Here is a 24,019-nt window from a genome sequence, read left to right on the forward strand (position 1 = left end):
TATGCCAATCGACTGGTTTACCGTGCTGGCGCAAGCGGTCAATTTTTTCATTCTGGTCTGGTTGCTGAAACGTTTTCTGTATGGCCCGATTCTACAGGCTGTCGATAAACGTGAACAGCAGATTAAAACCAGAATTCAGGAGTCCATGGCGAAAGAAACCAGGGCGCAGCAGGAAGAGAACGAATTTAAGGAGAAGATAGCCGCTTTCGACCGGGAGTCGGATGCCGAACGGGCGAGGGTAACGGCCGAAGTAGCTGCCCAACGTCAGCAGATGCTGGTCGATGCCCGTAAGGAACTCGATTCGGCCCGTGTAGGATGGTATCGGGCGCTTCGGGCCGATCAGCAGCAACTTGGCCAGCAGCTAAGTCGCCGTGTTCAGGAGGAAGTATTTTCCATTGCCCGCAAAGCCCTGACAGATCTGGCATCGGCCGATCTTGACGCGCAAATGGCAACCGAATTTATCCGACGAATGCGGGCATTACCCGACAAAACGGTTGCGAAGCTAAACGCAGCATCGGAAACCCTAAGCGTCTTAAGTGCCTTCGAACTGCCAATTGTTCAGCAAAAGGCTATTCGGGAGGCCATTCAGGAGAGACTATCACTATCGGCGCCGGTTCAGTTCAAAACCGATTCGACACTAATTAGTGGCATTGCGTTACGCACAAGCGGTATAGAGGTGGCCTGGAGCATCGACGATTACCTGACAACGATGGAAAAACAGGTGGCCGAACAAATTCCAACAACTCATGAATCTGCATCCGTACGTCGTTCCGGCTCAGCGCCCAGTAGCCACTGAGTCACCCGTTTCTGAGGCTATTGACCAGGCGCTTGCCGGACTTCAGCTAATCTGTAGTCAGTTTAGGCCTGAACTGACCGCACAAGAGGTGGGTCGGGTTACAATGGTAACAACCGGAATTGCTACTGTAGAAGGGCTACCTGGCGCAGGAGCTGATGAATTACTGGTCTTTTCGACCGGCTTGTATGGCATCGCGTTCAATATCGATCCGGACGAACTTGGCGTTGTGTTGTTGGGTAATTATTGGGAGTTGCAGGTTGGTGATGCCGTTCAGCGTACGGGGCGTGTCGTAGATGTTCCGGTAGGCGAAGCTTTGCTGGGGCGCGTTATTGATCCGCTGGGTAAACCGCTCGATAATCTGGGACCGGTTGCAACAACCGAGCGGCTGCCTGTCGAACGGCCATCGGCACCCATAATGGATCGGGCACCGGTTACCCAGCCGCTGCAAACGGGCATTAAAGTGATTGATTCGTTGATTCCGGTTGGGCGGGGCCAGCGCGAGTTAATTCTCGGCGATCGGCAAACGGGAAAAACGGCTATTGCCCTCGATGCCATTCTGAATCAGCGGGGGCAGGGCGTTCGTTGTGTATATTGTGCCATTGGCCAGCGGACATCGTCTGTAGCCAAAACCCTGGCCAGCCTCCGCGAGAAAGGAGCAATGGATTATACGACCGTGGTGATCAGCGAAGGCAACGACTCGCCCGGACTGACCTACATTGCTCCTTATGCCGCCACCAGCATTGCTGAGTATTTTATGGAACAGGGGCACGATGTACTGATCGTGTATGACGATCTGACGCACCACGCCCGCGCCTACCGCGAAATATCACTGTTATTGCGTCGGCCGCCGGGCCGGGAGGCTTTTCCGGGCGATATTTTTTACCTACACGCCCGACTGCTGGAACGCTCTACGCATTTATGTGCAGAACGGGGCGGAGGATCGCTTACGGCCCTGCCTATCATCGAAACGGAAGCGCAGAATCTGGCCGCTTACATTCCAACAAACCTGATTTCCATTACCGATGGTCAGATTTATCTGTCACCAAAACGCTTTGAAATGGGGGTTTTGCCCGCAGTCGATGTCGGAATGTCGGTGTCGCGGGTGGGCGGAAAGGCGCAGCGAGTATCCTATCGAGCCGTTGCCGGATCGCTCAAACTGGCTTATGCACAGTTTGAGGAACTGGAGTCGTTTTCGCGATTTGGTACCCGACTCGACGAGCCAACCCGCCGGATTATCGACCATGGCAAACGAATACGATCCTGTTTCAATCAGGCCGAGTTTGAGCCTGTTTCGGTTCCGGCCCAAATTCTGATTCTGCTTAGTTTGTCAGAAAAACTGTTCGATCAGGTGCCTTTGTCTGCCATGCGTCAGGCCGAACAGCACCTTCGGCAAGCTGCGGAGCAGCTACCGGATGGACTGCAACAACGCCTGCTTGGGGCTGAGCCTTTGTCTGTCAATGATCGGAAAACGTTGCTTACGCTCGCCCAAACCACGCTGACAACGTTTTATTCGACACCCGAAAATGCCCAGATGCCATGAGCGAAACAATTGAAGGATTGCGTCGTCGGATCGACGGTGCCAGTTCACTGGCGTCGGTGGTTCATGCCATGAAATCGCTGGCAGCGTCCAATATCGGTCAATATGAACGATCTGTGGCTGCATTAGCAGACTATTATCGGGCCATAACCTTGGGGCTGACAGCCTGTCTTCGGCAGGCCAATCCTCCGCAACTGCCTAACCCGATGCATATGAAAGCCATTGTCAATGAGGTGGTTGTGTTTGGGTCTGATCAGGGCTTAGTAGGTCGTTTTAATGAAACGATTGCCGACCATGTATTGGAGACAATAGGTGATTTCTCCGGAAAAGTCCGTATCTGGACCGTTGGTGAAATGCTTTATCGGCAGTTGCAGGCACGAGGAAAGTTACCGGAAACCTCGTTTGCTGTTCCGCTTTCGGTAGGAGCGATCACGCCCCTGGTTGGGCAACTTCTCTTTAAAAGCCAACTCGATCGGGAGCAAACGGACCCCATGCGATTCTATCTGTTTCATAACCAGCCAACCGCGGGTGCTTCCTATGAGCCTGTGCATCAGCAACTTTTGCCGCTGGATAATGCCTGGTGGCAGTCAATAAAAACAAATCAGTGGCCGACCCGACAATTACCCGGCGTGTTAGGCGATCAGACTACAACGTTAAAAGCGCTCATCGGCGAATTTCTGTTTGTTTCAATTTTCAAAGCCTGCGCCGAATCGCTGGCAAGTGAGAATGCCAGTCGGCTGGCGGCTATGGAGCGAGCCGAAAAAAAATTGAATGAATCGTTGGAACAACTCAACCAGACCTATCATCGCTTACGCCAGACTAATATCGACGAAGAGTTATTCGATGTGCTGGCCGGATTTGAGGCTTTGGTAAAGCCGTAGACCTAATTGCTCTGTTGAGAATAATATTTAATACGTAGACTAGAAAAAATAAACAGTTTTTTGTACCTTTGCGGCCACGTTTTACGCGAGGGACGTGTCCCTCATCAAAACCAACAAGCACAAATGGCTGTTAAAATCCGTTTATCGCGTCGTGGACGCAAAAAAATGGCGATATACGACATCGTCGTGGCCGAATCTACATCGCCCCGTGATGGCCGATTCATCGAAAAAATCGGTTCGTATAACCCAAACACTGACCCTTCGACGGTCGTATTAAAGTCGGAACGGGCCGTACATTGGCTCCTGGTAGGTGCTCAGCCAACCGATACCGCTCGTTCGGTGTTGTCGCACGAAGGCATCATGTACCGCAAACATCTGCAGGTTGGCGTTAATAAAGGCGCGATCACGCAGGAACAGGCTGACGAGAAATACGCAACCTGGAAAGAAGATAAAGAAAATCGTAAAGCATCGGCTACCGATACAAAAACTCAGACTAAAGAGCAGCTTCGTGCGGCTCGGTTAGAAGCTGAGAAGAAAGTAAACGAAGCACGTGCCGAAGCGATCTCCAAGAAAAACAAAGTAGAAGAGCCCGCAACGGATGTTGCCGCAACGGAGGTTGCCGCAACGGAGGTTGCTGAAGCACCTGTGGAAGAAGCTCCCGCAGCAGAAGCATCGGCCGAAGAAACGCCGGCTGCGGAATAGTTTTTTAAGGAAATCTGTTACTAAAGAGCCTGCTCAGCAATGAACAGGCTCTTTTTGTAAATAACGCGGTAATAAAGCCGCATTGATAGGGAAAGGGCGGTTTGCCAGCCGCGTTATATATGACAAAAGACGACTGTTATCAGGTAGGCCATATTACTAAGACGCATGGCGTGAGTGGTGAACTGGTCCTTTTTTTAGATGTCGATAACCCCGACGAGTATGCTGATCTGGAATCGGTATTACTCGACGTTAGAGGGGAGTTGATTCCGTATTTTATTGAATCGATTGCCATTGTAAAAGGCAGCCGGGCCATTATTGCCTTTGAAGATGTCGATACCATTGAGCAGGCCGAACGGCTTATTAACTGCGGTGCCTTTTTGCCACTCGATGAATTGGAGCCCATTACGGACGAAACCCGATTCTATTTTCATGAAATTGTTGGCTATCGGGTTGTCGATGCCGAAGCCGGTGAGTTAGGTATTGTGCAGGGCGTTTATGCCATGAATGCACAGGACCTGATTGCCATGGATTATGAAGGCAGAGAAGTTCTGATTCCAATTAACAGCGATATCGTTCGGACAGTAGACCGCGCTACTAAAAAGCTCAACGTTACCTTGCCCGATGGGTTGCTGGCTATCTATATGGACGATAGCGGGAAAGATACGCCCGAAACCAACGGCGACGAAGCTGACGATACCGATGAGGATTGATATTATTACTTGCCTGCCACGGCTGCTCGATAGTTTTTTTGCTCATTCGATTTTGCAACGGGCGCAACAAGGGGGTCATGTAGAAGTGATCGTGCATGATTTGCGTGATTACACGACCGATAAGCACCGGCGGGTAGACGACTATGCCTTTGGCGGTGGAGCGGGAATGGTGATGCAGATTCAGCCCATTGCCAACTGTATTCGCTCGTTGCAGGCCGATCGTGCGTATGATGAAATTATTTACATGACCCCTGATGGCGAACGGTTGAATCAGAAAACGGCCAATACGCTCTCGCTGAAACAGAACCTGATTATTCTGTGTGGTCACTACAAAGGCATCGACGAACGGGCTCGTGAGCTATTCGTGACCCGGGAAATCAGCATTGGCGACTACGTACTGTCGGGTGGTGAACTGGCTGCCTGCGTCCTGTCGGATGCTATTATTCGGTTGTTGCCGGGGGTATTGAACGACGAAACGTCTGCTCTGACCGATTCATTTCAGGATAATTTGCTGGCTCCGCCGGTCTATACACGTCCGGCTGAGTTTGAAGGACATCGCGTACCCGATATACTCTTATCAGGTCATGAAGCCAAAATTGATGAGTGGCGCCACCAACAGGCGCTGGCCCGGACCCGCACCCGACGGCCAGACTTGCTGGATTCCTGATGATCCTAATTTTTCATAAACTGGATGGTTGATTTTGTGTTATAGCCATACACAAGGTCAACCATTCTATTTATGCAGGTATTAGTAATTGGAGCAACAGGAGGTACCGGAAAACAGGCCGTGGAGCAGGCCCTTCAGCGTGGCCATTACGTAACCGCCTTTGTGCGCGATCCGGCCCGATTACCTATCCAGCACGTTAACCTGACAATACTTGTCGGCGATGTATTGAAACCCGAAACCTTACTGCCTGCCGTTCGTCGTCAGGATGCCGTTTTCTGTTCGTTGGGAAGCCGTCCGGGACAGCATGATCAGGTGGTTGCCCAGGGTACAAAAAATCTGATTGCTGCTATGCAGCAGGCTGGCGTGCGCCGACTGTTGGTGGTGTCGTCGCTGGGTGTAGGGGAGAGCTATTCCGAAGCGTCGTTGCCCAGCAAACTGTTTATCAAAACAATTCTCAGCGGGGTTATTGCCGAGAAAGAAATTCAGGAAAAGGCCATTCGGGAAAGCGGCCTGGATTGGGTAATTGCCCGACCAACCCGACTAACCAACGGCCCTTTTACCGGGAAATATAGACTGGGTGAACAGCTATCATTTTCGACCTTCGCACTGCCGAGTATCAGTCGGGCCGATGTAGCCGCTTTTCTGCTGAACCAGTTGACGACTGATGACTATCGACACAAAGCTGTAATTATAACCGGGGCCTAGTTGCCCGAAACCAGTCTGAATACGGTTGTTTTATCGTCCAACAGCTTAAAATAGATTTCAGACTCGGCCCCTATGGAAAAAGAAGTTGAGAAATTCAGTTATTGGCTGGGTTTTCGTTCTTCAATTCCGTACTCATTCATCAATTCCCGGCCAAACGCCCGAATCACTTCAATAACAGGAATCACTCGTTGTCCTTTGTCGGTGATACTGTACTCTACATGAGGAGGTACAACCGGATATACCTTTCGGCTTACAAACCCGTGTTCTTCTAATTCCCGCAGTTGAGTTGTCAGCATTTTATGACTAATGTGCGGCAGGTATTTTTTTAGCTCACTATAGCGCATAACCTGCTTATTAAGCCGCCAAAGAATAGGCATTTTCCAGGTACCACCAATATGGGCCATTGCAAACTCAACCGGATTATAGTATAGTTTACCGTTGTGAAGAAAATCAGGCATAGTCTTAACTGTTTACTAATCAAACACTCTCTAAAAGGAGAGTATCACACTTCGGTGTATATATATTTACAAAGGTAAGCAGACTATCTACTTTTGTTCAGGTCAATCGACAAAAAAGACAAAGCAACTGATAGATCATGAGCCTTAAAGATCCAAACCTGGTTAATACCAGGCAACCCAAGCGCGTCGCTATTGTAATTTCAAATCCGGCCGTTTCGACCACAACTGGCTGGCCCGTTGGTTTCTGGTGGAGTGAGCTTACCCACCCCTACTACGAATTTGCGGAGAAGGGCTACGAAGTCGAAATTTTTAGCCCCAATGGGGGGAAGTGCGAACCCGATGCCATGAGCGACCCCAACGATGCGAGTGGCTATTCATCGTCTGACCTTATCTCGCAAGGGTTTATCCATACCGAAAAACTACGTGCCTTAGTCGATAACACGAAACCTGTCGCCGACCTGAACGTAGTCGATTTCGACGCACTAGTTGTGGCAGGCGGGCAAGCGCCAATGTTCTCATTTGAGAATGCTACCGACCTGCAACAGAAGTTTGTAGAGTTTTATGAAAGTGGCAAAGTGACTTCTGCACTCTGCCATGGAACGGCTATCCTGCGCTATGCCAAACTGAGCAACGGCGACTATCTGGCCAAAGGCAAGACCGTAACGGGCTTTGCCAATGTTGAAGAAGATTTTGCTGATAACGCCGTTTGGGAATATGGTTTGCTTTCCCGCGATAAACACGTGATGCCGTGGCGGATTGAAGACGAACTGAAAAAACTTGGAGCCAACTACGTACAGGCTGGCCTCTGGCGGGGTTTTGCTATTCGGGATGGTAATTTAATTACGGGTCAGCAAAACTTCTCCGGTGCCGAAACGGCAAAGGCAATCATCGAAGCGCTGGGCGAATAATGCTAAAAACCGGGTAGGTTTTAAAGCCTGTCCGGTTTACAACTCCGACATGAAAAAACGCATCTTACTAACGGGCGCCACATCGGGCATTGGTCTGGAAATTGCCAAAGGCATTGTAGAAGCTGGCCATCAACTCATCTTTACGGCCCGCAACGAAAGCAAAGCCAATAGCCTGAAAAATAGCCTTTTGGCCGATCACGCTGGTGCCGATGTAAGCTATCTACTTTGCGATTTTGCCTCTCTGACTTCCGTGAAAGCCTGTGCCGGGCAATTTCTGGCTCAATATAACCACTTGGATGTGCTCATCAACAATGCGGGTGTATGGGAAATGGAACGGAAAGAAAGTCAGGATGGTATCGAGATGAATCTGGCTGTCAATGCGCTGGCTCCGTTCCTGCTGACGCACCTGCTCCTGCCAGCCCTGAAAGCCGTTCCCGAAGGCCGGATTATCAATACATCGTCGATGGCGCACCGTCGGAACATTCTGGAACTGAACGACCTCGAATGGCGCAATCAGCCCTACAATGGCGTGGCTACCTACTCACAGAGCAAACTCATCAATCTGTTGCACTCGCTGCAATGGGCGAAAGAGCTGGCCGGGACCCAGGTTACTGTCAACACGGTGCATCCGGGCTATGTGCAGAGCAACCTGTTCAACAACATGGGCCAGCGCGACTGGAGTCAGGTGCCACCAGCCAGCGATGGAGCACGTTCGGCTCTTTATGCCGCTCTCAGCCCTGACCTGGCCGGAGTTAGTGGGAAGTATATCTACCACGAACGCGAAGACCAGCCTACGCCAATGGCTCAGGACGAAGCGCTGGCGCAAAAAGTCTGGGAAATTAGCGAACAGTATGTGTCTTCGTTCCTGCTCGAACGTCACATATAGGTCAAAAATGGGGAAGTCCCATCTTTCATTTTTTTATACACAAACCACAATGACAACACAGGAAATCGCCGACCGTTTGGTGGCACTCTGCCAGGAAGGCAAGTATGAACAAGCTCAGCGCGAATTGTATGCATCGGATGCCAAAAGCATCGAACCTGCCAGTGCACAGGGGATGCAATCGGTAGAAGGGCTGGACGCTATTATCGCCAAAGGCAACCAGTTTCAGGCTATGATTCAGGAAGTTCACGGCGGTAGCGTGGGCGGCCCATTGGTAGCCGGTAATCAAATCGCTATCACCATCGGTCTTGACGTAACCTTTAAAGATGGTAACCGCATGAAGATGGACGAAATTGCGGTATACGGCGTACAAGATGGTAAAATCGTTCAGGAGCAGTTCTTCTATTAATCGAAAATGCGAATACAACAGTAGCGGAGCAATTCGCCCCGCTACTGTTGTCTGGTTATCAACAAATCACGCATGAATATTGCAATTCTTGGTGCTGGTAACATCGGTGGTACGCTGGCCGAAGGCTTCGCCAAAAAAGGACACCGCATCGTTCTGGGCGTTAGAAATCCCGACGATTTCAAGGCTGATGCCTTATTGGCAACCTACCCCAGCATTACGGCTCACTCGGTATCAGAAGCGGCTCTGGTGGCCGATTTGATTATCGTCAGTACCCCATCGAAGGCTGTGGTTGAGGTGGCTAACCAAATCGGGTCGGCCAAAGGTAAATACATCGTCGATGCCACCAACGGACCCATTGGCACGCCCGATTATCCCAATGCAGTAGCGGCCCTGAAAGCCATTACGGACTGTAGCGATGTTGTGAAATGCTTCAACACAACAGGTTTCGAGAACCTAAAAAACCCCAGCTACAACGGCGAAGGTATCGATCTGTTTATGGCTGGCAGCAGCCAGGAAGCCAAAGAAACCGTCCGCCTGCTGGCTCTTGAACTAGGCTTTTCTGAATGTTATGACCTTGGCGACGACGCTAAAATTGGGCTGGTCGAACAACTGGCCTTTGCGTGGGTAACGCTCGCTTTTGCTAGTGGCCTGGGTCGCAACTTCGCGCTCAAAGTAGTGAAACGTTAATTTCTCTCCATTTCACGCTCCTCTCCATCACCTGCAATGCGCGGGTAAGGGAAGGCTTTGGCCAAATCTGACAATACAGCCATGAAGAAATTATCTTATCAGGTTTATTATTGACCGTAATCTTTATTTAGCGGATAGGACGCAACGGCGTACCGCGCTGTTGTTAAGACCTTTCCTGTAAAATTCTGAACCGCACAGGGGTGGCATCTTTATAGAAAAAGCAGGAAGCCCCACCGTTTTCTACTACGATAGCAGTTCTATGAGATTTTATTTTATAACGCCTTGAAAATCAATGGTAACAGCTGTTTCGGTCATATCAGTTAAATTCATTATAGCATGACCAGACTTATTTTTCTCCTCTGTCTCATTGCCTCGTCCGCACTGGCCCAATTGAATGAAAGCGATACGGCCCGGTTTCAATTACGAGCTTCGCTGACGGGTAATTTTCAGCAAGGCAACGTGGAGGTGACCACCGTGCGGGGGAAGCTGGATTTGGTTACGTCGCCCGTTCGGTCGTGGGTGTTCAAGTCGCAGAATTCCAGTTTGTATCAGTCGTTCTATTCGGCTAAAGCCGATAACGACCTCTTTAGCCGGAATTACCTCTACTACCGCCCCGAACGCCGGATTTACCCGTTTGCTATCGCCTACGTTTCGACCAACTACCGCCGAAAAATCGACCTGCGCTATTTTGCCGGAGCCGGAGCCACCCTGCAACTCATCTGCAAACCCCAAAACGTACTGAAACTATCGGCGGGAACTGTTTATGAAAACACCCGCTTTTCGGCTGATACTTACAACGAGGCCCATTACAACGGTTCACAACTTATTGACCTTTGGCGCGGCACGGTCTGGCTGGGCGGCTGGCACTATTTGCTCGACAACCACCTGCGGCTTTACTACGATGCCTACTACCAGCCGACCTTTTCGGATACCAACAACTACCGCTGGCAATACGACATCGGGTTCGATTTCCCAATCTGGCGAGGGTTGGCTTTCAATGCGCTCTACACCTATACGCATGAAAATGTGGTCGTTACAAACATTTATCCTGACGATAAAATCCTGACAGTTGGTTTATCGTACACCCTCCGCAAACTCCAAGGTCGATAAAAGTTGACATTATACAACATGAAAGCATCTGACAATCAACTTCTTTTCCTGGTGCTGGCTTTGCTGGCGGGCGGTATGATTCCGTTTCAGAGCGCCATGAACAGCCAACTGGGTCGCAGCCTGCAAAGCCCTTACTTTTCGGCCCTTACGGTGTTTGTGGTGGCCGCCATTGGGCTAACGATTTACAACCTGGCCTCTCAGCAAACCGTACCGGCACTGACTCAATTTTCTGATGCTCCTAAATGGAGCTATCTGGGCGGAGTATTGGGGGGCAGCTACATCCTGCTCATTGTGATTTGTGCGCCTAAGCTCGGAATCGGTAATGTGACTATTATGGTTTTGCTGGGTCAGATACTGGCGGCTATGCTTATCGACCATTTTGGGCTGTTGAATGCCACGCTTCACCCCATCAACTGGCAACGGCTAATAGGAGTGGGGTTACTCATCGCAGGCGTATACATTGTTAGAAAGTTTTGATCAGTTTATTAGTTATCCAACTCTGTTAATAACGATGATTATTGCAATTATTGGCTCCGGTAATGTGGGTGGTACTTTAGCCCAACGCTTTCTTGAAGTGGGCCATACCGTATTGATCGGAACTCGTTTTCCGCTTTCTGAAAAATCGATCAAACTAGCTACCAAAATCGGAGAAGACTGCTTTGCTTCCCCGGCTGGTGCGGCTGCGCAGGCTGATGTTATTGTGCTGGCAACCCCTGCTATGAAAGCAGTAGAAGTAGTGAAGGAATTGGGCGACACAACGGGCAAAGTTATCATCGATACAATGAACATCGTGCGGGGCGTGGGACCGGCAGGATTCAGCAACACCGCTGATGCTGTTCTGGCCAATACGGTCACTCGCGATGTGGTAAAGTGTTTCAACACCACCGGCTTTGAAAACATGCTCAATCCGCAGTATGGCGAACAGGTTGCCGATATGTTTGTAGCCGGTGATAGCCAGCCAGGAAAAGCCGTTGCGACCCAATTGGCAAAAGAAATTGGCTTTGCTCAATGCTACGACCTGGGTGGAAACGATACATTTACCCTCATCGAACAACTGGCTCTAAACTGGATTAATCTGGCTCTTTTTCAGGGTTATGGGCGCCGAATAGCCATAAAGCTCCTGACGCCTTAAGCATAGCCAGGTGCAGTCAGTTACTGGACGAAGGTTTGAACAGAAACTACGTAGGACGTTAATCAGATGGATTATTTCTCCAAATCACGGATCGAGGCCTTCAGCGACGGTGTTTTTGCGATCATTGTAACGCTGCTGGTATTGGAAATCAAGGTGCCGCATCTGGAGCAGCCAGAGTCCGTTGCCGAATTATGGCGGGCATTGCTGGGGCTGATGCCCAAAGTGATTAGCTGGATTATCAGTTTCCTGATCGTATGTGTAATTTGGGTAAACCATCACCGGATTCTGAGCCAAATTGAGCATATTACGCACGGTTTTTTCTGGCTCAATGCAGTGCTACTCCTCTGGTGTTCGTTCATTCCTTTTCCAACTGCACTCGTCGGTGATTACATCAGTAATCCACTGGCCTTATGTGCCTTCGGCATCATTCTGGCTCTCATGGCCCTAACATTCACCATTATTCGGTGGCATGCGCTGGCGCATCCGGCTGTATTGAAGCCAGGCACCGATTTGGGCCATTATCGCACAGCCACTACTCGTTCTCTTATTTTCGGGCCAGGGTTATATATGGCAGGGTCGGGGTTGGCGTTTGTCCACCCCTGGCTTTCAGTAGGCATTTATGCCTTCATCCCGCTTTATTTTATTTTCTACAATTCGGCTCGAACTGTAGAGGGTGTATCCTGACGGAAAGCCAATACCGCTACTGTTTAGTTAAGCGGATGCGAACTAACGATCTTGCAATCGCAACGTTTGGTTCCGGCGGGCAGGGTTACGGGTTTGTCGAAACTACTGTTGGGTTCCAGCGTTCGCGAAAACGTGGTGAACTTCTCTTTCAGTAAATTCCCCGATTCGTCGTAGGCTTTGATGTTGACCGATACATCATTATGCGAACGGGCCGACAGGTTGTTAACCACCACGTTTACTGTTGACGTAACCACTACATTGTCGACCTCTGAGCAGTCGACGGTCAAGTCAATGGTTTGCGGAGTGAATGATGTATTGTTATAGCGGGAAATAAAAAACAGTACGATACCGCCCACAATAACAACAATCACTAGCAGTCTTATTAAGGCTTTCATCGCTTATTCATTCAAATTGTTGTTGGCCTCCTCCTGTTGTCGTCGTTCTTCTTTTTCGCGCCGTTTTCGTTCGCGCCGTTCCTGCCGAAGTTGCTTTCGGGTTTTTACGGTATCGGTCGGAGCCTGTTGGCCCGGTATTGGCTCTGTTGGGGTGAGCTGAGCGTTTGGTTGTTCGTCGGTCTGATTCTCCTTGTCGGTTTTGTTTCCTTTAAATAAACGCCGGAAGAAATTGCCAATACCCGTTCCTTCATCGTTGTCATCAATACCATCGATAGGATCGATCATCAGGCTATCGCTCGGAAACAATGAATCGACCGGTGCAATCTGACGACGTAGTCCTTCGCGCAACCGTACATCATAAAAACCGTAAGCGCCCGAATCGGGTGCAGTTAGTCCACGACGGGCCATAATGCGACCAATCAGACGGAAGTAGCCGCGAACATTGCGGGCCTGTAGGGTGCCATCGGGTAAAAACCAGTCGAGTGCGCGTTTGGGGCGGGGTACAACGAAAGCCAGAAAAATACTTTCTCCCAGATTTAAATTGGACGGGCTCTTCGAAAAATAATAACGGGCCGCTTCACCAATACCGTAAATATTACGACCCCATTCAATAATATTCAAATAGACCTCATACATCCGCTCTTTGGAAACGATATGTTCGTTTTCGATGAGCCACACGATCAGGATTTCTTCGACCTTGCGCGACAGGGTTTTGTTTCGATTCAGGAAGACGTTTTTAACCAACTGCATCGAAATGGTACTGGCTCCGCGTTTAAACGATTTCTCCTTGAAATTCGTCGCAATCGACACCCGGAAGGCTTTTTCGTTGAAACCGTTGTGGGTGAAGAAATTATAATCTTCCGATGTTAACAGGGCATTGCGCAGATCGGGCGAAATTTGTTCCAGTGGTGTGTAATCCGGGTTTTCTGGTCCAACCACAATATCCCGAACGGGCTTATCTTTTTCGTAAGGTGTATAAACAAACGGATGATTGATTTCGGCAAAATCAGTCTGCTCCATTTTCAGGATTTTGAACCCGTCGGGCGTCAGTCCTGAATTGAATTGTACCGAATCGGGCAGCGACGTATCCAACTGAAACGACATATCGTATTTCAGCTTACCTGCCACCTGCATACCTTCCAATGATTCGAACAATCCCTGTGGAAATGAATTGAACAGGGCCTGCGCATCCATCTGATCGGTATGGAGCTGTGCTTCGTAAATCTTAACCGGCTTTAGTGTGTATTTCAGAAATGGACGCGCACTTACTTCGCCTAGCTTAAGTACCGACGAACTATCGATCCCGACATAATTTTCGCCCACAAACATATGCATGTCCATTGACGCCTGCGGAACCAGCACATCGGTACGGGCAATAGCGGGGTGATTAATACGCAGATTCCGAACCGAGCCTGCGCCTTCCAGTCTGAATTCGCCCCCCGACCGGTCAACATCGTTCAACTGCGCCCGAACGGTGTCGGCCTGTAATTTCAGGTTGAAGCGTTTCTGAATGTATGGTAATTCGAGTGGCTTTCCGTCGGCATATAAGGCCAGATTATACTCCCGGTTGGCGGGATCGGCTGTACCTGCAATGTGCCAGATTGCCTGATTTCCGTTGAGTTTCAGCGTCGATGTAACGTTTTCGTTTTTGATCGTAGCTGTTTCGGTCAGCAGGTTGAGGGTATCTTTGTTGTCCATCCCTCTGAATTCCAGATTGCTGATATTCAGATCATCAGGGATTTTAGACAGGATATTGTCGATCAGGTTTTCTGCCACATTCGACAAATCGGTTTTGCGGCTGCTGGTGGTTGCGGTTGAATCGCGTTTCCGGCGAAGCAGAAAATCGATATTGGTCAGCGAATCGCGTTTGATAACCTGAACAAGGCCGTTTTCGAGCGTCATGCCCGATAAGCCTACTTTTCCTACCAGCAGTGGCCAGAACCGGACCGAAATTTCGACCCGCTGAATCCGGGCCAGGCTGTCGCGGTTGTCAGGAACGACTGAAATATTACTGAAGGCTAACGAACTCAACCCCGTAAATCGGGCTGAGTCGATCCGAACGTTGAGGTTGTAGTCTCGCTTGGCTTTGCGGATGGCCCGGTCGAGAGCCGTTTGCAATAGGCTTTCGCGCTTCGAATAAGCAATTCCTGCTCCTATGCAGCCTAGCAAAAAAATACTTAAAAATACCCATCCCGCAATTCGGAGGGCTTTACGTTGACGATACGTCATGCTATGTCACTATTCGCGAGCTGCAAAGATAGATGTTTATTGGCAAAGGGCGAAGGAGATGGCAGGGGAGCAGGGATGGCGGGGTGGTGGTATAGTTTGCCTCCTCGTAACCCCTCTATGCTACCTCTGCCATTTCACCTACACTCAAAAATCCAGATGACAATTGGTCCAGCCGTCGTCGAAACGAGTGCCAAACTGTTCGTAGAAACCAATGGCGGGTTTGTTCCAGTCCAGCACCTGCCACATCATGCCAGTGCAGTGGGTTTTATGAGCCTGTTCAATCGTAGCGTCGAGCAGTAGTTTACCGATGCCATAGCCCCGAAAATCTTCGGTAACGATAATGTCTTCCAGATACAGGCGTTTGCCTTTCCAGGTCGAATAACGGAAGTAATATAGCGCCAGACCGACGATTTTCTGGGTTTCAGAGTCTTCGGCAACCAGCATGCCAAACAGCGGATTTGCCCCAAAGCCATCGTCGGCCATCTGTTCGGCAGAATTGCTGACCTGATCGGCCGCTAGTTCGTAAACGGCAAGTTCCATAACTAAGGCAAATGCCTGCGGAATGTCGGCACGCGTGCCGGGACGGATTGAAATCATGTAAGTGTAGAGGGTATATAATCGATAGATTATTACTACGTGTGGCGAAATTAATCAATCTTCGTTGAGTATCTTCTTTTGCCATTTTTCCAGAACAGACCGAAAATCGTCGGGGAGATCCGAGTCGAACTGGAGCCATTCGCGGGTGCGTGGATGCACAAACCCCAACGATTTGGCGTGTAGCGCCTGCCGGGGCAATAACTTAAATGCGTTTTCAACGAAGGCTTTATAGCTACCTACGGGATTGCCCCGCAAAATCCGATCACCGCCATACATGGCATCGTTGAACAGCGGATGGCCAATATGCTTCATGTGGGCCCGAATCTGGTGGGTGCGGCCCGTTTCCAGATTACATTGTACCAAGGCTACGTAGCGTAACGTTTCCAGCGTTTTGTAGTGCGTTACGGCCCACTTGCCCTTGGTTTCGTCGTCGTAGATGACCTGCACTTTTCGGTCTTTCATACTGCGACCAATATAACCTGTAATGGTTCCGGCGGCAGGTTCGGGAATTCCCCATACCAGCGCCGTATAGGTCCGTTCGATACTGTGGTCGAAAAATTGCCGGGCCAGGTGGGTCATGGCATATTCGGTTTTGGCAATCACCATCAGGCCCGATGTATCTTTATCGATTCGGTGTACTAGTCCAGGTCGGATTTCGCCGTTGCGCGAAGTGGGCAGATTCTGAAAATGAAAGACCAGCGCGTTGACCAGCGTACCATCCCAGTTGCCATGCGCCGGGTGGACCACCATGCCCGCCGGTTTGTTGAGCACCAGCAGTTCGTCGTCTTCGAAAACGATGGTCAGCGGAATATTCTCCGGCTTAATATCGGTGTCGCGCGGGGGGTGCGGCAGCGATACCGTAATAATATCCGAAGGCTTGATTTTATAGCTGGCTTTAGTTGGCTTGCCGTTAACGCGCACCGACTCGACATCGATAGCAGCCTGAATTTTCGTGCGCGTGGCATTCTGGAGCCGATCCATCAGGAACCGGTCGATCCGCAGCAGGCTCTGTCCTTTATCGACAACAATGCGGTGATGCTCGTATAATTCGTCGTCTTCGGGTAATTCGTCTTCCGTTTCCGCTACCATTTTCTCAGATTTGCAGATGTAGCGTGGCCGGAAGGCCGCGTAGCGCTACTAACCTTATGAACCCGCAAAAGTACGGATTATGAACGAACTTGCCCGTCAACTATCCGGTTTAGTGGGCAATTCGCCCATACAGTTTCTGGAAAATCCCTTTCCTGAACCCGTTGCTATCCGGCTTTTTCTCAAACGCGATGATTTGTTGCATCCGCAGGTATCGGGCAATAAGTGGCGAAAACTTAAGTATAACCTACTAGTGGCTCGTGAGCAGGGGCTGGACACACTCCTGACGTTTGGAGGAGCCTATTCCAATCATCTCTTTGCGACGGCTGCCGCCGGGCAGGCGTTTGGCTTTAAAACCATTGGCGTGGTGCGTGGAGAGGAACTGGCCACCGTACCACGCAATCCAACCTTGCAGTTTTGTGAATCATGCGGGATGCGGCTCCATTTTGTCGACCGCAATACGTACCGACGAAAAGAAGAGCCTGATTTTGTGCAAAATCTAACCGCGCAATTTGGCCCCTGTTATGTGCTGCCTGAAGGTGGTACAAATGAGCTGGCGGTTCGCGGCACCGCCGAAATCATTCCCGAACTACTTAGGCAGATGACTGTACCACCGGACTATGTAGGCTGTCCAGTAGGAACAGGTGGTACCATAGCAGGCTTGATCCAATCGGCTCCTGCCTCAATGACCATAATCGGTTTTTTAGCCTTAAAAGCGCCGGATTTCCAATTGCCAATCGATAAGTCCACAAGCCAGTATCAACTGAAAACGGGCTATTCATTTGGCGGCTATGCCAAAACAAAACCCGAACTGCTGGATTTCATTCGGGCGTTTGAGCAGAAGACGGGTGTTCTGCTGGATCAGGTGTATACCGGAAAAATGATGTATGGCATTTATGATCTGGCCCGGCAAGGCTATTTCCCAGAAAATGCGGTTGTTGTAGCGGTGCATACGGGCGGTTTGCAGGGGCGCAGCGAAGCAGTAATGGGATGAGGAACAGGCTATTGACTGCCTGGAATTATATAGCTACAGAGCTTTTTGATAAAAATGTATTAAGAAATTTGTGTGCATTATTTGTGCAATAATTTACTTATGATGAAAGGATGTATAAATTGCCGCTCCAATTTTTCTATGTAAAATGATTCATATACCACAAGTGGCCATGCGGTTCTTTGTTCTATTCTTCTCTTTTCATCTCTATTTTTTCATTCAGCCCTGCCAGGCACAAGATTGTAGCCTGATTCAAAAAATTGAAGCAAGTAATGGTGTTGGTTATATGGCTGTTATTGATACACTTACGGAAGTCGATTCTACACACAATCAGCTATATATGCTCATGTTAGGAAAGACTGTATCTAAAATCGATACCACGTATCTACTCAATATAGGATTAAATGCAACTGGTGTATCAGAAAACGGGCGTTCAGAAGGGATTGTGCTCCAATTTGGAGATGGGTCTACGATTTCCAGGCCAAATCAGGCATTGGATGTGATTTCAATGCCAAACAATCAGGCAATATTATCTGTCTTGATGGATTTGTCTTCCGCTGAAATCGCTCAAATGAAGAACAAATTACTTGCGAATGTTACCCTGGCATCCAGCACAGTTGTTTTAGCCGAAGGAGTAGCAAAATCGGTGCGAATTGTAGCCAGTTGTTTACCCGTTATGTGGTAAATTCCGGGCTAAGAGGCTTATCTTTTTACTCAATAACCAGAAACGCTATGAAAACAACAGCATACTTTATCGTCTTTACTTGTTTGCTAAGCCTGGCCAGCCAGGCTCAGTCGCTGGCGCCTGCCCGAATTCATTTCTTAAATACGATGGTTGGATTGAATGCTGAGCTTAGAATGGGCACTGATGGCCCCAAACAGTCAATCGTTATAAAGGCCCGCCATTGGATTACGGTTCAGGTAAAGGGCGATAGTTTAGGTTTTTTAGTTGATGATAAAACCTACTTTTTGCACTTCGAACCCAACAGGCAGTATTACTTCATTATTCATAAAGCTCACGATTCCCGCCCTGTGATTACCGAAAAGTCAGAGCGCGAATTTATTCTGACAGCCAGCGCTGAATCAGTCAAAGGGCCGGAAGAGTTTACAGTTGACAAAGTCACCAATTGATTTACGGCTGGGCACAGTAAAATTGACCTAATCACTATGGCTAGAATAGTCTATTCAAGAACGCTTCAGATAAGTCCTGAAAAGAAAATTGAGTTGCTTGGATTTAATTGCGATACTGATTCAGAACTGGAAATAGACGAACGGTTGGGCCCTTTTTCCAGCGATGCTACTGTTAAGTACAGCAACGTCAGAGATCCGTTGAGCGAGTTCTGGAACATGACAGAAACAACATGCGTAGCTGAGTGCTGTGGGATTGATGCTTTTGATATTAGTCCAGAAGCGATAGTCGATGCGGTTAAAAATCTTGATAGTAATACGCTGATCAGGCAGTTGGAACGAATACAGGAAGAGGTATTGGCTAGTGACGCCCAACTAATTAGCTATAATCGACTTAACTACAACTTCGCAAGAGTATCGTTTTTAGAACTGATGGATTATCTGATTACAGAAGTCAAACAGTGGGTTTAGAAGGAATCGTTTATGAATTTTTTGATGTGAGATTATAAAGGTAACCTTGTCAATTCTGAATAACTTAACATGATAGTCGATTATGCGATTGACCTTGCTACTCGTTTTCTGTTGTTTGACCTTAACCACCAAGGCTTTCAAACCCGAACCTGACTATTGGATTCGGCCCGATTCACTAGGGTTGAATTATGTTGAAAAACGATTAGTTACGCCTGATAAAGCGCAACTGCTTTCCTGGCTTCTCCCTACATCAGCCAGCAAGCCGCTTAAAAAGACGTTGATCATTGCTTATGCCGCAACAGGCAACATGGCTAACTGTGTCTACTATGCAGATGCCTTTTTAAAAGCAGGTTTTGATGTAGTCTTGTTTGACTACCGTGGTTTTGGGCACAGTTCAACGTTTGAAGTGGATAGCAAACGGTTTTACTGTGACGAGTTTGTAACCGACTTACAAACTGCTATAAAAGCCGCTAAAAGCCAGTTTCCGGGTAATAAAGTAGGGGTCTTATCTTTCTCAATCAGTACCCTCTTGGCTACCCTGGCTTATCAGCAAGTGCCTTTCGATTTCCTGATCGGTGACGGTTACGTGAGTAATCCAGCAGCTATTGTTGCTTATTGGAAGCGTGAAGTAAATCGGGAGTTTATCTTACCAAACAGCGCAACGACTTATTCGAATGCGGTGAGGAAAATCCGTTGCCCCATGCTGTTAATTGGGGGCACAAAGGATGAAATAACACCCCTGTCCGATAGCCAGCAAGTTATTACTCAGGCCCCACATCGCAGTCTGTTGACATATCAGGGCGATCATTTGCAGGCTACTCAAGTATGGAAAGAACAGGTGTTTGCAGATGGTTATGTTCGCCGGATTCGAAATTTTGTCGAAGGGGTATAATTAGCTGTTTTTAAGAATACAGATATTGTATAGCCTTTGATATATCTAATTTTAGCCTCTTTAATATAGGTATAAACTGAAAAAGTACAAGTAAATATATTGGCTATCCGACAAACAGAACAACCACTATGCCTCTAACTTCCCGGAGGCAACTAAAGCCCTACTGCACACTGGCGCGACGAAGCCGGTCGTTCATAGCCCAGCCCAGGCCCTGGTTGGGTAGGGGTTCGGCATAGATGACATCCACCGGCAATGAATCCAGCGTGCGCAGGTGCGCAAAGAGGTTTTTGGCAGCTTCGTTGAGGTCGCCGGTAGGGGACAAAACGCGCTGATGATCTTCGCGAATGCCACCGAATGGCTCACGAAACACTAAGGCACCTGCCCGGTTGTTGGGCGTTGGACTTTCGCCCGGTTGCAGCAGGATAAGCGGCTTGCGGGGCGCATAGTGGCTGCTTAACATGCCCGGCGCTTTAGGATTCGACGTCGAATGCGTGCGAACACTAACCGGCCCAATCACCGCTTCGATTTGCTCAATGGCCATGCCGCCCAGGCGGAACACTGTTGCCTGACCTTCTTCAAAACCAATAATGGTCGATTCGAGGCCAACGCTGGCGGGGCCACCATCCAGCACATACGGTACCTGATCGCCCAGTTGATCGGCAACGTGCTGAGCGGTAGTGGGGCTGATGTAGCCGAACGGGTTGGCGCTGGGTGCTGCCAGCGGGAAATTGAGCAGGTGCAGTAGTTTGAGGGTCAGCGGATGCCGGGGAATCCGAACGGCTACCGTAGGTAAACCCGATGTGACAAGATCAGGAATCAGATCGCGTTTAGGGAGCAGCAGCGTCAGCGGGCCTGGCCAGAACGCTTGGGCCAGTTGGTGCGCTGGTTCGGGAATGTCGGCAACAAACTGCCTGACTTTCTGAAGCGAATCGGTATGCACAATGAGTGGGTCGAAGGCCGGGCGGTTTTTGACCCGAAAAATGGTCAATACGGCATCGGGGTTGAGCGCATTTCCTGCCAATCCATAAACTGTTTCGGTCGGAATACCAACCACATTACCTGCCTCTAAAAACTCGGCTGCTACATGAACATCCGTGCCAATCTGCGTCATGGCCGCAAAGGTACGAAGATTTTCGGGTGGATGATGGTTTCAGATTTAGCCGAAAAATTTTCAAAAAAATTTACATGGCACTGTCCGGTTTTGCGTACTTCGTTCGTCTTAGTGCCGAAAATCAAATTCAATAGCGTTCAATCCCAAACCAAACAAATCTCATGGACAAATTTATGCTGCTGTTCCACTCACCCATGTCGCAGGAACAAGACTTTATGGCGCAGTCGCCGGAAGCGATGCAGGCCGAAATCGAAAAGTGGAATAAATGGATTGGCGGTATTGCCGAACAAGGCAAATTTGTAGGCGCCGAAGCGCTGATGCCCATGGGAAAACTCCTGACAAAAGGCGGACAGGTTGTTACCGACGGACCGTATACCGAAGGTAAAGAAGTAGTGGGGGGCTATGCACTCGTGAGTGCTGCCAGTATCGAAGAAGCCATCGAACTGGCTCAGGGATGCCCTATTTTTGATACCAATGGCACGGTAGAAGTTCGGCCGGTTGTTAACTTTGGCTAAACCATAGCCAGTTCCTCTTTGCTGGCCAGCAAAGAGGAACTCTCTTTTCAGGAATGCCTGACGTACCGTTGTATTCTGCTACCTCCAGTCAACTGGTCGACCATCTGTTTCGGCACGAAGCCGGGCGGATGGCTTCGGTATTGACGTGTCTGTTGGGTTTCGACCAGATCGAACTTGCCGACGATATTGTGCAGGAAACAATGGTGCAGGCACTGCAAAGCTGGCCTTTCCGGGGAGTTCCCGATAACCCAAGAGCATGGCTGTATCGGGTTGCGAAAAATAAGGCGCTCGATGTAGTTCGTCTCGAAAGCCGGTTTCGCCAGATCCGTTCAGAAGTCGAATACCTGCATCAACAGGAAAGCGTTGAAGCGATGATCAATCAGCACTTTTTCGATGACGAAATTACCGATAGCCAGTTGCGGATGCTGTTCGCGGTTTGCCATCCGGCTATTGGTGCTGAATCGCAGATGGCGATGTGCCTGAAAATACTTTGCGGTCTGAGCGTTCGGGAAATTGCCAGTGCCTTTCTGACCAGCGAAGAAACGATTACCAAACGGCTTTTCCGGGCTAAAGAAAAAATACGGCATGATGCCATCCGGCTCGAAGTACCTACTGGCTCGCAACTGGTTAGTCGGGTCGATTCGGTACTGAAAAGCATTTATTTGCTGTTCAACGAAGGCTATAACTCATCGCATCCTGATACACTTATTCGACGCGATTTGTGCGAAGAGGCTCTTCGGCTAGGCTTATTACTGGCCGAAACACCGAAAACGCAGTTGCCAACCGTTGATGCATTACTGGCACTAATGTGCTTTCAATCGGCCCGATTCGATGCCCGAACCGACGATGCAGGCGCTATCGTATTACTGGCCGACCAGGATCGTAGTCGCTGGAGTCAGGCTCTGATGCAGAAAGGGCATTATTATTTAAACCGGTCGGCAGCAGGCGATTTACTCAGTGAATACCATCTGGAAGCGGGTATTGCAATGCAGCATTGCATCGCTCCAGCCTACGACGCTACTAACTGGTCAACCATCCTGACATACTACGACCTGTTGCTGCGGATCAAACCATCGCCGGTAGTTGCCTTGCATCGGGCTGTAGCCGTGGCCAATGTAAAGGGGCCATCGGTCGCTATCAGTGAAGTTCTGGCACTTTGTGGTTTAGCGAATAACCATCTTTTTTATGCGGTTCTGGGCAATTTATATCAACAGAATCAGCAGCGTGAAGAGGCCCGAAAGTCGTATGAACGGGCGCGTGAGCTAACAACATCGGTGGGCGAACAAGCCCTGCTCGACCGTAAGCTGAAGCAACTGCAATAGGAGCACTGTGGCTGAGCGTGCAAACGACTTCGTTAAATCGAATTGGGCTGACGAAGGACTCTGAAGTGTTTAATCGTGGCTATCTTTACGGAAAAATACAGCCATGAATGAGCGGTTCAAGATATGGCTCAAGCGCGTAGGTTGGCTGGGCTTCTTATTTTTTCTAATTAAAGGACTATTATGGCTAATAATTCCATATTTGATAGCCAAAGGGGTGTTTTCGAAATAAGATCGGTATTCAGTTTACGGTGGCTCCGCCAATTAGCAATGTCTATTTTGGGCAGCACAACCGTAAACTGAATACCGTAAACTCTTTTAATGATGATGGCCGCCGGGGCCATGCACATGGCCGTGAGCAAGTTCTTCGGAAGTTGCATCACGAACGTCCATCACTTCAACATCAAAATGTAAATTCTGGTCGGCCAGTGGGTGATTACCATCAACGGTAACCGTATCGGGCCCAACGTTGGTAACGGTAATCAGTTCGCCATGATTGGTCTGAAATTGCATGCCAACTTCAACATTCTGGCCGCCAAAAGCCTGTTTGGGCACTTCCTGAATAAGCTGTGGGTTGCGTGTGCCATAGCCTTTTTCGGGTGCTACATCTATTTGAGTTTTGTCGCCTTTGGCCTTTCCTTCGAGGCCCTCTTCCATTCCTGGAATCAGGTTTCCCTTGCCATGCAGGTAGTAGAGTGGGTCGCGACCCTCGCTTGAATCGAGGATATTGCCTGCATCGTCGCGGAGTGTATAATGGATAGCGGCAACTTTGTGTTTGGTGATTTGCATAATAATAGGCTTTGCCGGTTGGTTATACGCTAGAAACAACCGAAAGGCAAAGTTTACCTTATTTGCTGAAAATTAATTACTCTGTGTCCCTTTATTTCATTGACCGCTTCCTCAGATTCAGTGCCATTGACTACCGTTTACGAAATATTTTCTCGGCCAATGTCGTTGGCATTCATACTGATCAGGTGATCGGTCTTATCCGATCGGATAAGTGTTGTAACATTCAC

29 protein-coding genes are annotated in these 24,019 nt (G+C 49.1%); 22 read left to right on the forward strand and 7 right to left on the reverse strand.

Annotated elements, in window-relative coordinates; genetic code table 11:
• Position 1: 1 nt before the first annotated feature.
• The 7 genes from WBJ53_RS12105 to WBJ53_RS12135 all read left to right on the forward strand — a co-directional run bounded on the left by WBJ53_RS12105 (position 2) and on the right by WBJ53_RS12135 (position 5,998).
• On the forward strand, positions 2-796 hold the full coding sequence (locus tag WBJ53_RS12105; protein WP_338876380.1) for a F0F1 ATP synthase subunit B: 795 nt from the start codon (positions 2-4) through the stop codon (positions 794-796).
• Complete coding sequence (locus WBJ53_RS12110) at positions 747-2,336, forward strand: alternate F1F0 ATPase, F1 subunit alpha (RefSeq protein WP_338876381.1); 1,590 nt, start codon at positions 747-749, stop codon at positions 2,334-2,336. Before WBJ53_RS12105 ends, WBJ53_RS12110 begins: the two co-directional genes overlap by 50 nt.
• Positions 2,333-3,214, forward strand: coding sequence for a F0F1 ATP synthase subunit gamma (locus WBJ53_RS12115; protein ID WP_338876382.1), 882 nt, complete (start codon positions 2,333-2,335; stop codon positions 3,212-3,214). The genes WBJ53_RS12110 and WBJ53_RS12115 overlap by 4 nt, the downstream gene beginning before the upstream one ends.
• A gap of 123 nt (positions 3,215-3,337) precedes the next feature.
• Positions 3,338-3,916: a 30S ribosomal protein S16 gene (locus WBJ53_RS12120; protein WP_338876383.1), complete on the forward strand. Its 579-nt coding sequence runs from the start codon at positions 3,338-3,340 to the stop codon at positions 3,914-3,916.
• 119 nt (positions 3,917-4,035) lie between these two features.
• Positions 4,036-4,626, forward strand: a complete 591-nt coding sequence (gene rimM / locus WBJ53_RS12125) for a ribosome maturation factor RimM (RefSeq protein ID WP_338876384.1) — start codon at positions 4,036-4,038, stop codon at positions 4,624-4,626.
• Complete coding sequence (gene trmD / locus WBJ53_RS12130; protein ID WP_338876385.1) at positions 4,616-5,293, forward strand: tRNA (guanosine(37)-N1)-methyltransferase TrmD; 678 nt, start codon at positions 4,616-4,618, stop codon at positions 5,291-5,293. Before rimM ends, trmD begins: the two co-directional genes overlap by 11 nt.
• 72 nt (positions 5,294-5,365) lie before the next feature.
• On the forward strand, positions 5,366-5,998 hold the full coding sequence (locus WBJ53_RS12135) for an NAD(P)-binding oxidoreductase (protein ID WP_338876386.1): 633 nt from the start codon (positions 5,366-5,368) through the stop codon (positions 5,996-5,998).
• Between the two features lie 98 nt (positions 5,999-6,096).
• Here WBJ53_RS12135 and WBJ53_RS12140 read toward each other — a convergent pair whose 3' ends face one another.
• Positions 6,097-6,456 (reverse strand): helix-turn-helix domain-containing protein, encoded by a 360-nt coding sequence (locus tag WBJ53_RS12140; protein ID WP_338876387.1) that lies wholly within the window; start codon positions 6,454-6,456, stop codon positions 6,097-6,099.
• 137 nt (positions 6,457-6,593) lie between these two features.
• Between WBJ53_RS12140 and WBJ53_RS12145 the strand changes: the two genes are divergently transcribed.
• The 8 genes from WBJ53_RS12145 (at position 6,594) to WBJ53_RS12180 (ending at position 12,269) form a co-directional block, all read left to right on the forward strand.
• A complete protein-coding gene (locus tag WBJ53_RS12145; RefSeq protein WP_338876388.1) occupies positions 6,594-7,364 on the forward strand; it encodes a type 1 glutamine amidotransferase domain-containing protein in 771 nt (256 codons plus the stop codon).
• Positions 7,365-7,413: 49 nt separating this feature from the next.
• The gene (locus tag WBJ53_RS12150; protein ID WP_338876389.1) at positions 7,414-8,250 is read left to right on the forward strand and encodes an SDR family NAD(P)-dependent oxidoreductase; all 837 of its coding nucleotides are present in this window, start codon (positions 7,414-7,416) and stop codon (positions 8,248-8,250) included.
• Between the two features lie 49 nt (positions 8,251-8,299).
• Complete coding sequence (locus tag WBJ53_RS12155) at positions 8,300-8,656, forward strand: nuclear transport factor 2 family protein (RefSeq protein ID WP_338876390.1); 357 nt, start codon at positions 8,300-8,302, stop codon at positions 8,654-8,656.
• A gap of 72 nt (positions 8,657-8,728) precedes the next feature.
• Positions 8,729-9,343, forward strand: coding sequence for an NAD(P)-binding domain-containing protein (locus tag WBJ53_RS12160; RefSeq protein WP_338876391.1), 615 nt, complete (start codon positions 8,729-8,731; stop codon positions 9,341-9,343).
• 336 nt (positions 9,344-9,679) lie between these two features.
• Positions 9,680-10,453 carry a DUF481 domain-containing protein gene (locus WBJ53_RS12165; RefSeq protein WP_338876392.1) on the forward strand — a complete coding sequence of 258 codons (774 nt, stop codon included), beginning with the start codon at positions 9,680-9,682 and terminating at the stop codon, positions 10,451-10,453.
• An 18-nt stretch (positions 10,454-10,471) separates the two neighbouring features.
• Positions 10,472-10,930: a DMT family transporter gene (locus tag WBJ53_RS12170; protein ID WP_338876393.1), complete on the forward strand. Its 459-nt coding sequence runs from the start codon at positions 10,472-10,474 to the stop codon at positions 10,928-10,930.
• 34 nt (positions 10,931-10,964) lie between these two features.
• A complete protein-coding gene (locus WBJ53_RS12175; protein ID WP_338876394.1) occupies positions 10,965-11,585 on the forward strand; it encodes an NAD(P)-binding domain-containing protein in 621 nt (206 codons plus the stop codon).
• Between the two features lie 66 nt (positions 11,586-11,651).
• On the forward strand, positions 11,652-12,269 hold the full coding sequence (locus WBJ53_RS12180; RefSeq protein ID WP_338876395.1) for a TMEM175 family protein: 618 nt from the start codon (positions 11,652-11,654) through the stop codon (positions 12,267-12,269).
• A gap of 23 nt (positions 12,270-12,292) precedes the next feature.
• On the opposite strand, the gene WBJ53_RS12185 is transcribed toward WBJ53_RS12180, so the two are convergent.
• The 4 genes from WBJ53_RS12185 to WBJ53_RS12200 all read right to left on the reverse strand — a co-directional run bounded on the left by WBJ53_RS12185 (position 12,293) and on the right by WBJ53_RS12200 (position 16,579).
• Complete coding sequence (locus WBJ53_RS12185) at positions 12,293-12,664, reverse strand: hypothetical protein (protein ID WP_338876396.1); 372 nt, start codon at positions 12,662-12,664, stop codon at positions 12,293-12,295.
• Between the two features lie 3 nt (positions 12,665-12,667).
• Entirely contained in the window at positions 12,668-14,893 is a 2,226-nt protein-coding gene (locus WBJ53_RS12190) for a transglycosylase domain-containing protein (protein ID WP_338876397.1), read from the reverse strand.
• 144 nt (positions 14,894-15,037) lie between these two features.
• A complete protein-coding gene (locus tag WBJ53_RS12195; RefSeq protein WP_338876398.1) occupies positions 15,038-15,490 on the reverse strand; it encodes a GNAT family N-acetyltransferase in 453 nt (150 codons plus the stop codon).
• A 54-nt stretch (positions 15,491-15,544) separates the two neighbouring features.
• Complete coding sequence (locus WBJ53_RS12200; protein ID WP_338876399.1) at positions 15,545-16,579, reverse strand: RluA family pseudouridine synthase; 1,035 nt, start codon at positions 16,577-16,579, stop codon at positions 15,545-15,547.
• A 79-nt stretch (positions 16,580-16,658) separates the two neighbouring features.
• On the opposite strand from WBJ53_RS12200, the gene WBJ53_RS12205 reads away from it, so the two are divergent.
• The 5 genes from WBJ53_RS12205 to WBJ53_RS12225 all read left to right on the forward strand — a co-directional run bounded on the left by WBJ53_RS12205 (position 16,659) and on the right by WBJ53_RS12225 (position 20,058).
• Positions 16,659-17,570: a pyridoxal-phosphate dependent enzyme gene (locus WBJ53_RS12205; RefSeq protein WP_338876400.1), complete on the forward strand. Its 912-nt coding sequence runs from the start codon at positions 16,659-16,661 to the stop codon at positions 17,568-17,570.
• 145 nt (positions 17,571-17,715) lie between these two features.
• The gene (locus WBJ53_RS12210) at positions 17,716-18,252 is read left to right on the forward strand and encodes a hypothetical protein (protein WP_338876401.1); all 537 of its coding nucleotides are present in this window, start codon (positions 17,716-17,718) and stop codon (positions 18,250-18,252) included.
• A 47-nt stretch (positions 18,253-18,299) separates the two neighbouring features.
• Positions 18,300-18,698, forward strand: a complete 399-nt coding sequence (locus WBJ53_RS12215; protein ID WP_338876402.1) for a hypothetical protein — start codon at positions 18,300-18,302, stop codon at positions 18,696-18,698.
• Between the two features lie 36 nt (positions 18,699-18,734).
• Complete coding sequence (locus tag WBJ53_RS12220; protein ID WP_338876403.1) at positions 18,735-19,166, forward strand: DUF6331 family protein; 432 nt, start codon at positions 18,735-18,737, stop codon at positions 19,164-19,166.
• Between the two features lie 181 nt (positions 19,167-19,347).
• Positions 19,348-20,058 (forward strand): alpha/beta fold hydrolase, encoded by a 711-nt coding sequence (locus WBJ53_RS12225; RefSeq protein WP_338876404.1) that lies wholly within the window; start codon positions 19,348-19,350, stop codon positions 20,056-20,058.
• 160 nt (positions 20,059-20,218) lie between these two features.
• Here the strand turns inward: WBJ53_RS12225 and WBJ53_RS12230 are convergent, their stop codons facing one another.
• Positions 20,219-21,169 (reverse strand): L-threonylcarbamoyladenylate synthase, encoded by a 951-nt coding sequence (locus WBJ53_RS12230; RefSeq protein ID WP_338876405.1) that lies wholly within the window; start codon positions 21,167-21,169, stop codon positions 20,219-20,221.
• Between the two features lie 161 nt (positions 21,170-21,330).
• Between WBJ53_RS12230 and WBJ53_RS12235 the strand changes: the two genes are divergently transcribed.
• Together WBJ53_RS12235 and WBJ53_RS12240 are read left to right on the forward strand one after the other, a co-directional pair.
• Positions 21,331-21,684 (forward strand): YciI family protein, encoded by a 354-nt coding sequence (locus WBJ53_RS12235; RefSeq protein ID WP_338876406.1) that lies wholly within the window; start codon positions 21,331-21,333, stop codon positions 21,682-21,684.
• Between the two features lie 53 nt (positions 21,685-21,737).
• Positions 21,738-23,006, forward strand: a complete 1,269-nt coding sequence (locus WBJ53_RS12240; protein ID WP_338876407.1) for a sigma-70 family RNA polymerase sigma factor — start codon at positions 21,738-21,740, stop codon at positions 23,004-23,006.
• A 315-nt stretch (positions 23,007-23,321) separates the two neighbouring features.
• On the opposite strand, the gene WBJ53_RS12245 is transcribed toward WBJ53_RS12240, so the two are convergent.
• Positions 23,322-23,792 (reverse strand): peptidylprolyl isomerase, encoded by a 471-nt coding sequence (locus WBJ53_RS12245; RefSeq protein ID WP_338876408.1) that lies wholly within the window; start codon positions 23,790-23,792, stop codon positions 23,322-23,324.
• Between the last annotated feature and the right edge of the window lie 227 nt (positions 23,793-24,019).

It is taken from the genome of Spirosoma sp. SC4-14 (assembly GCF_037201965.1).
In the GTDB taxonomy this organism is placed as follows: domain Bacteria; phylum Bacteroidota; class Bacteroidia; order Cytophagales; family Spirosomataceae; genus Spirosoma.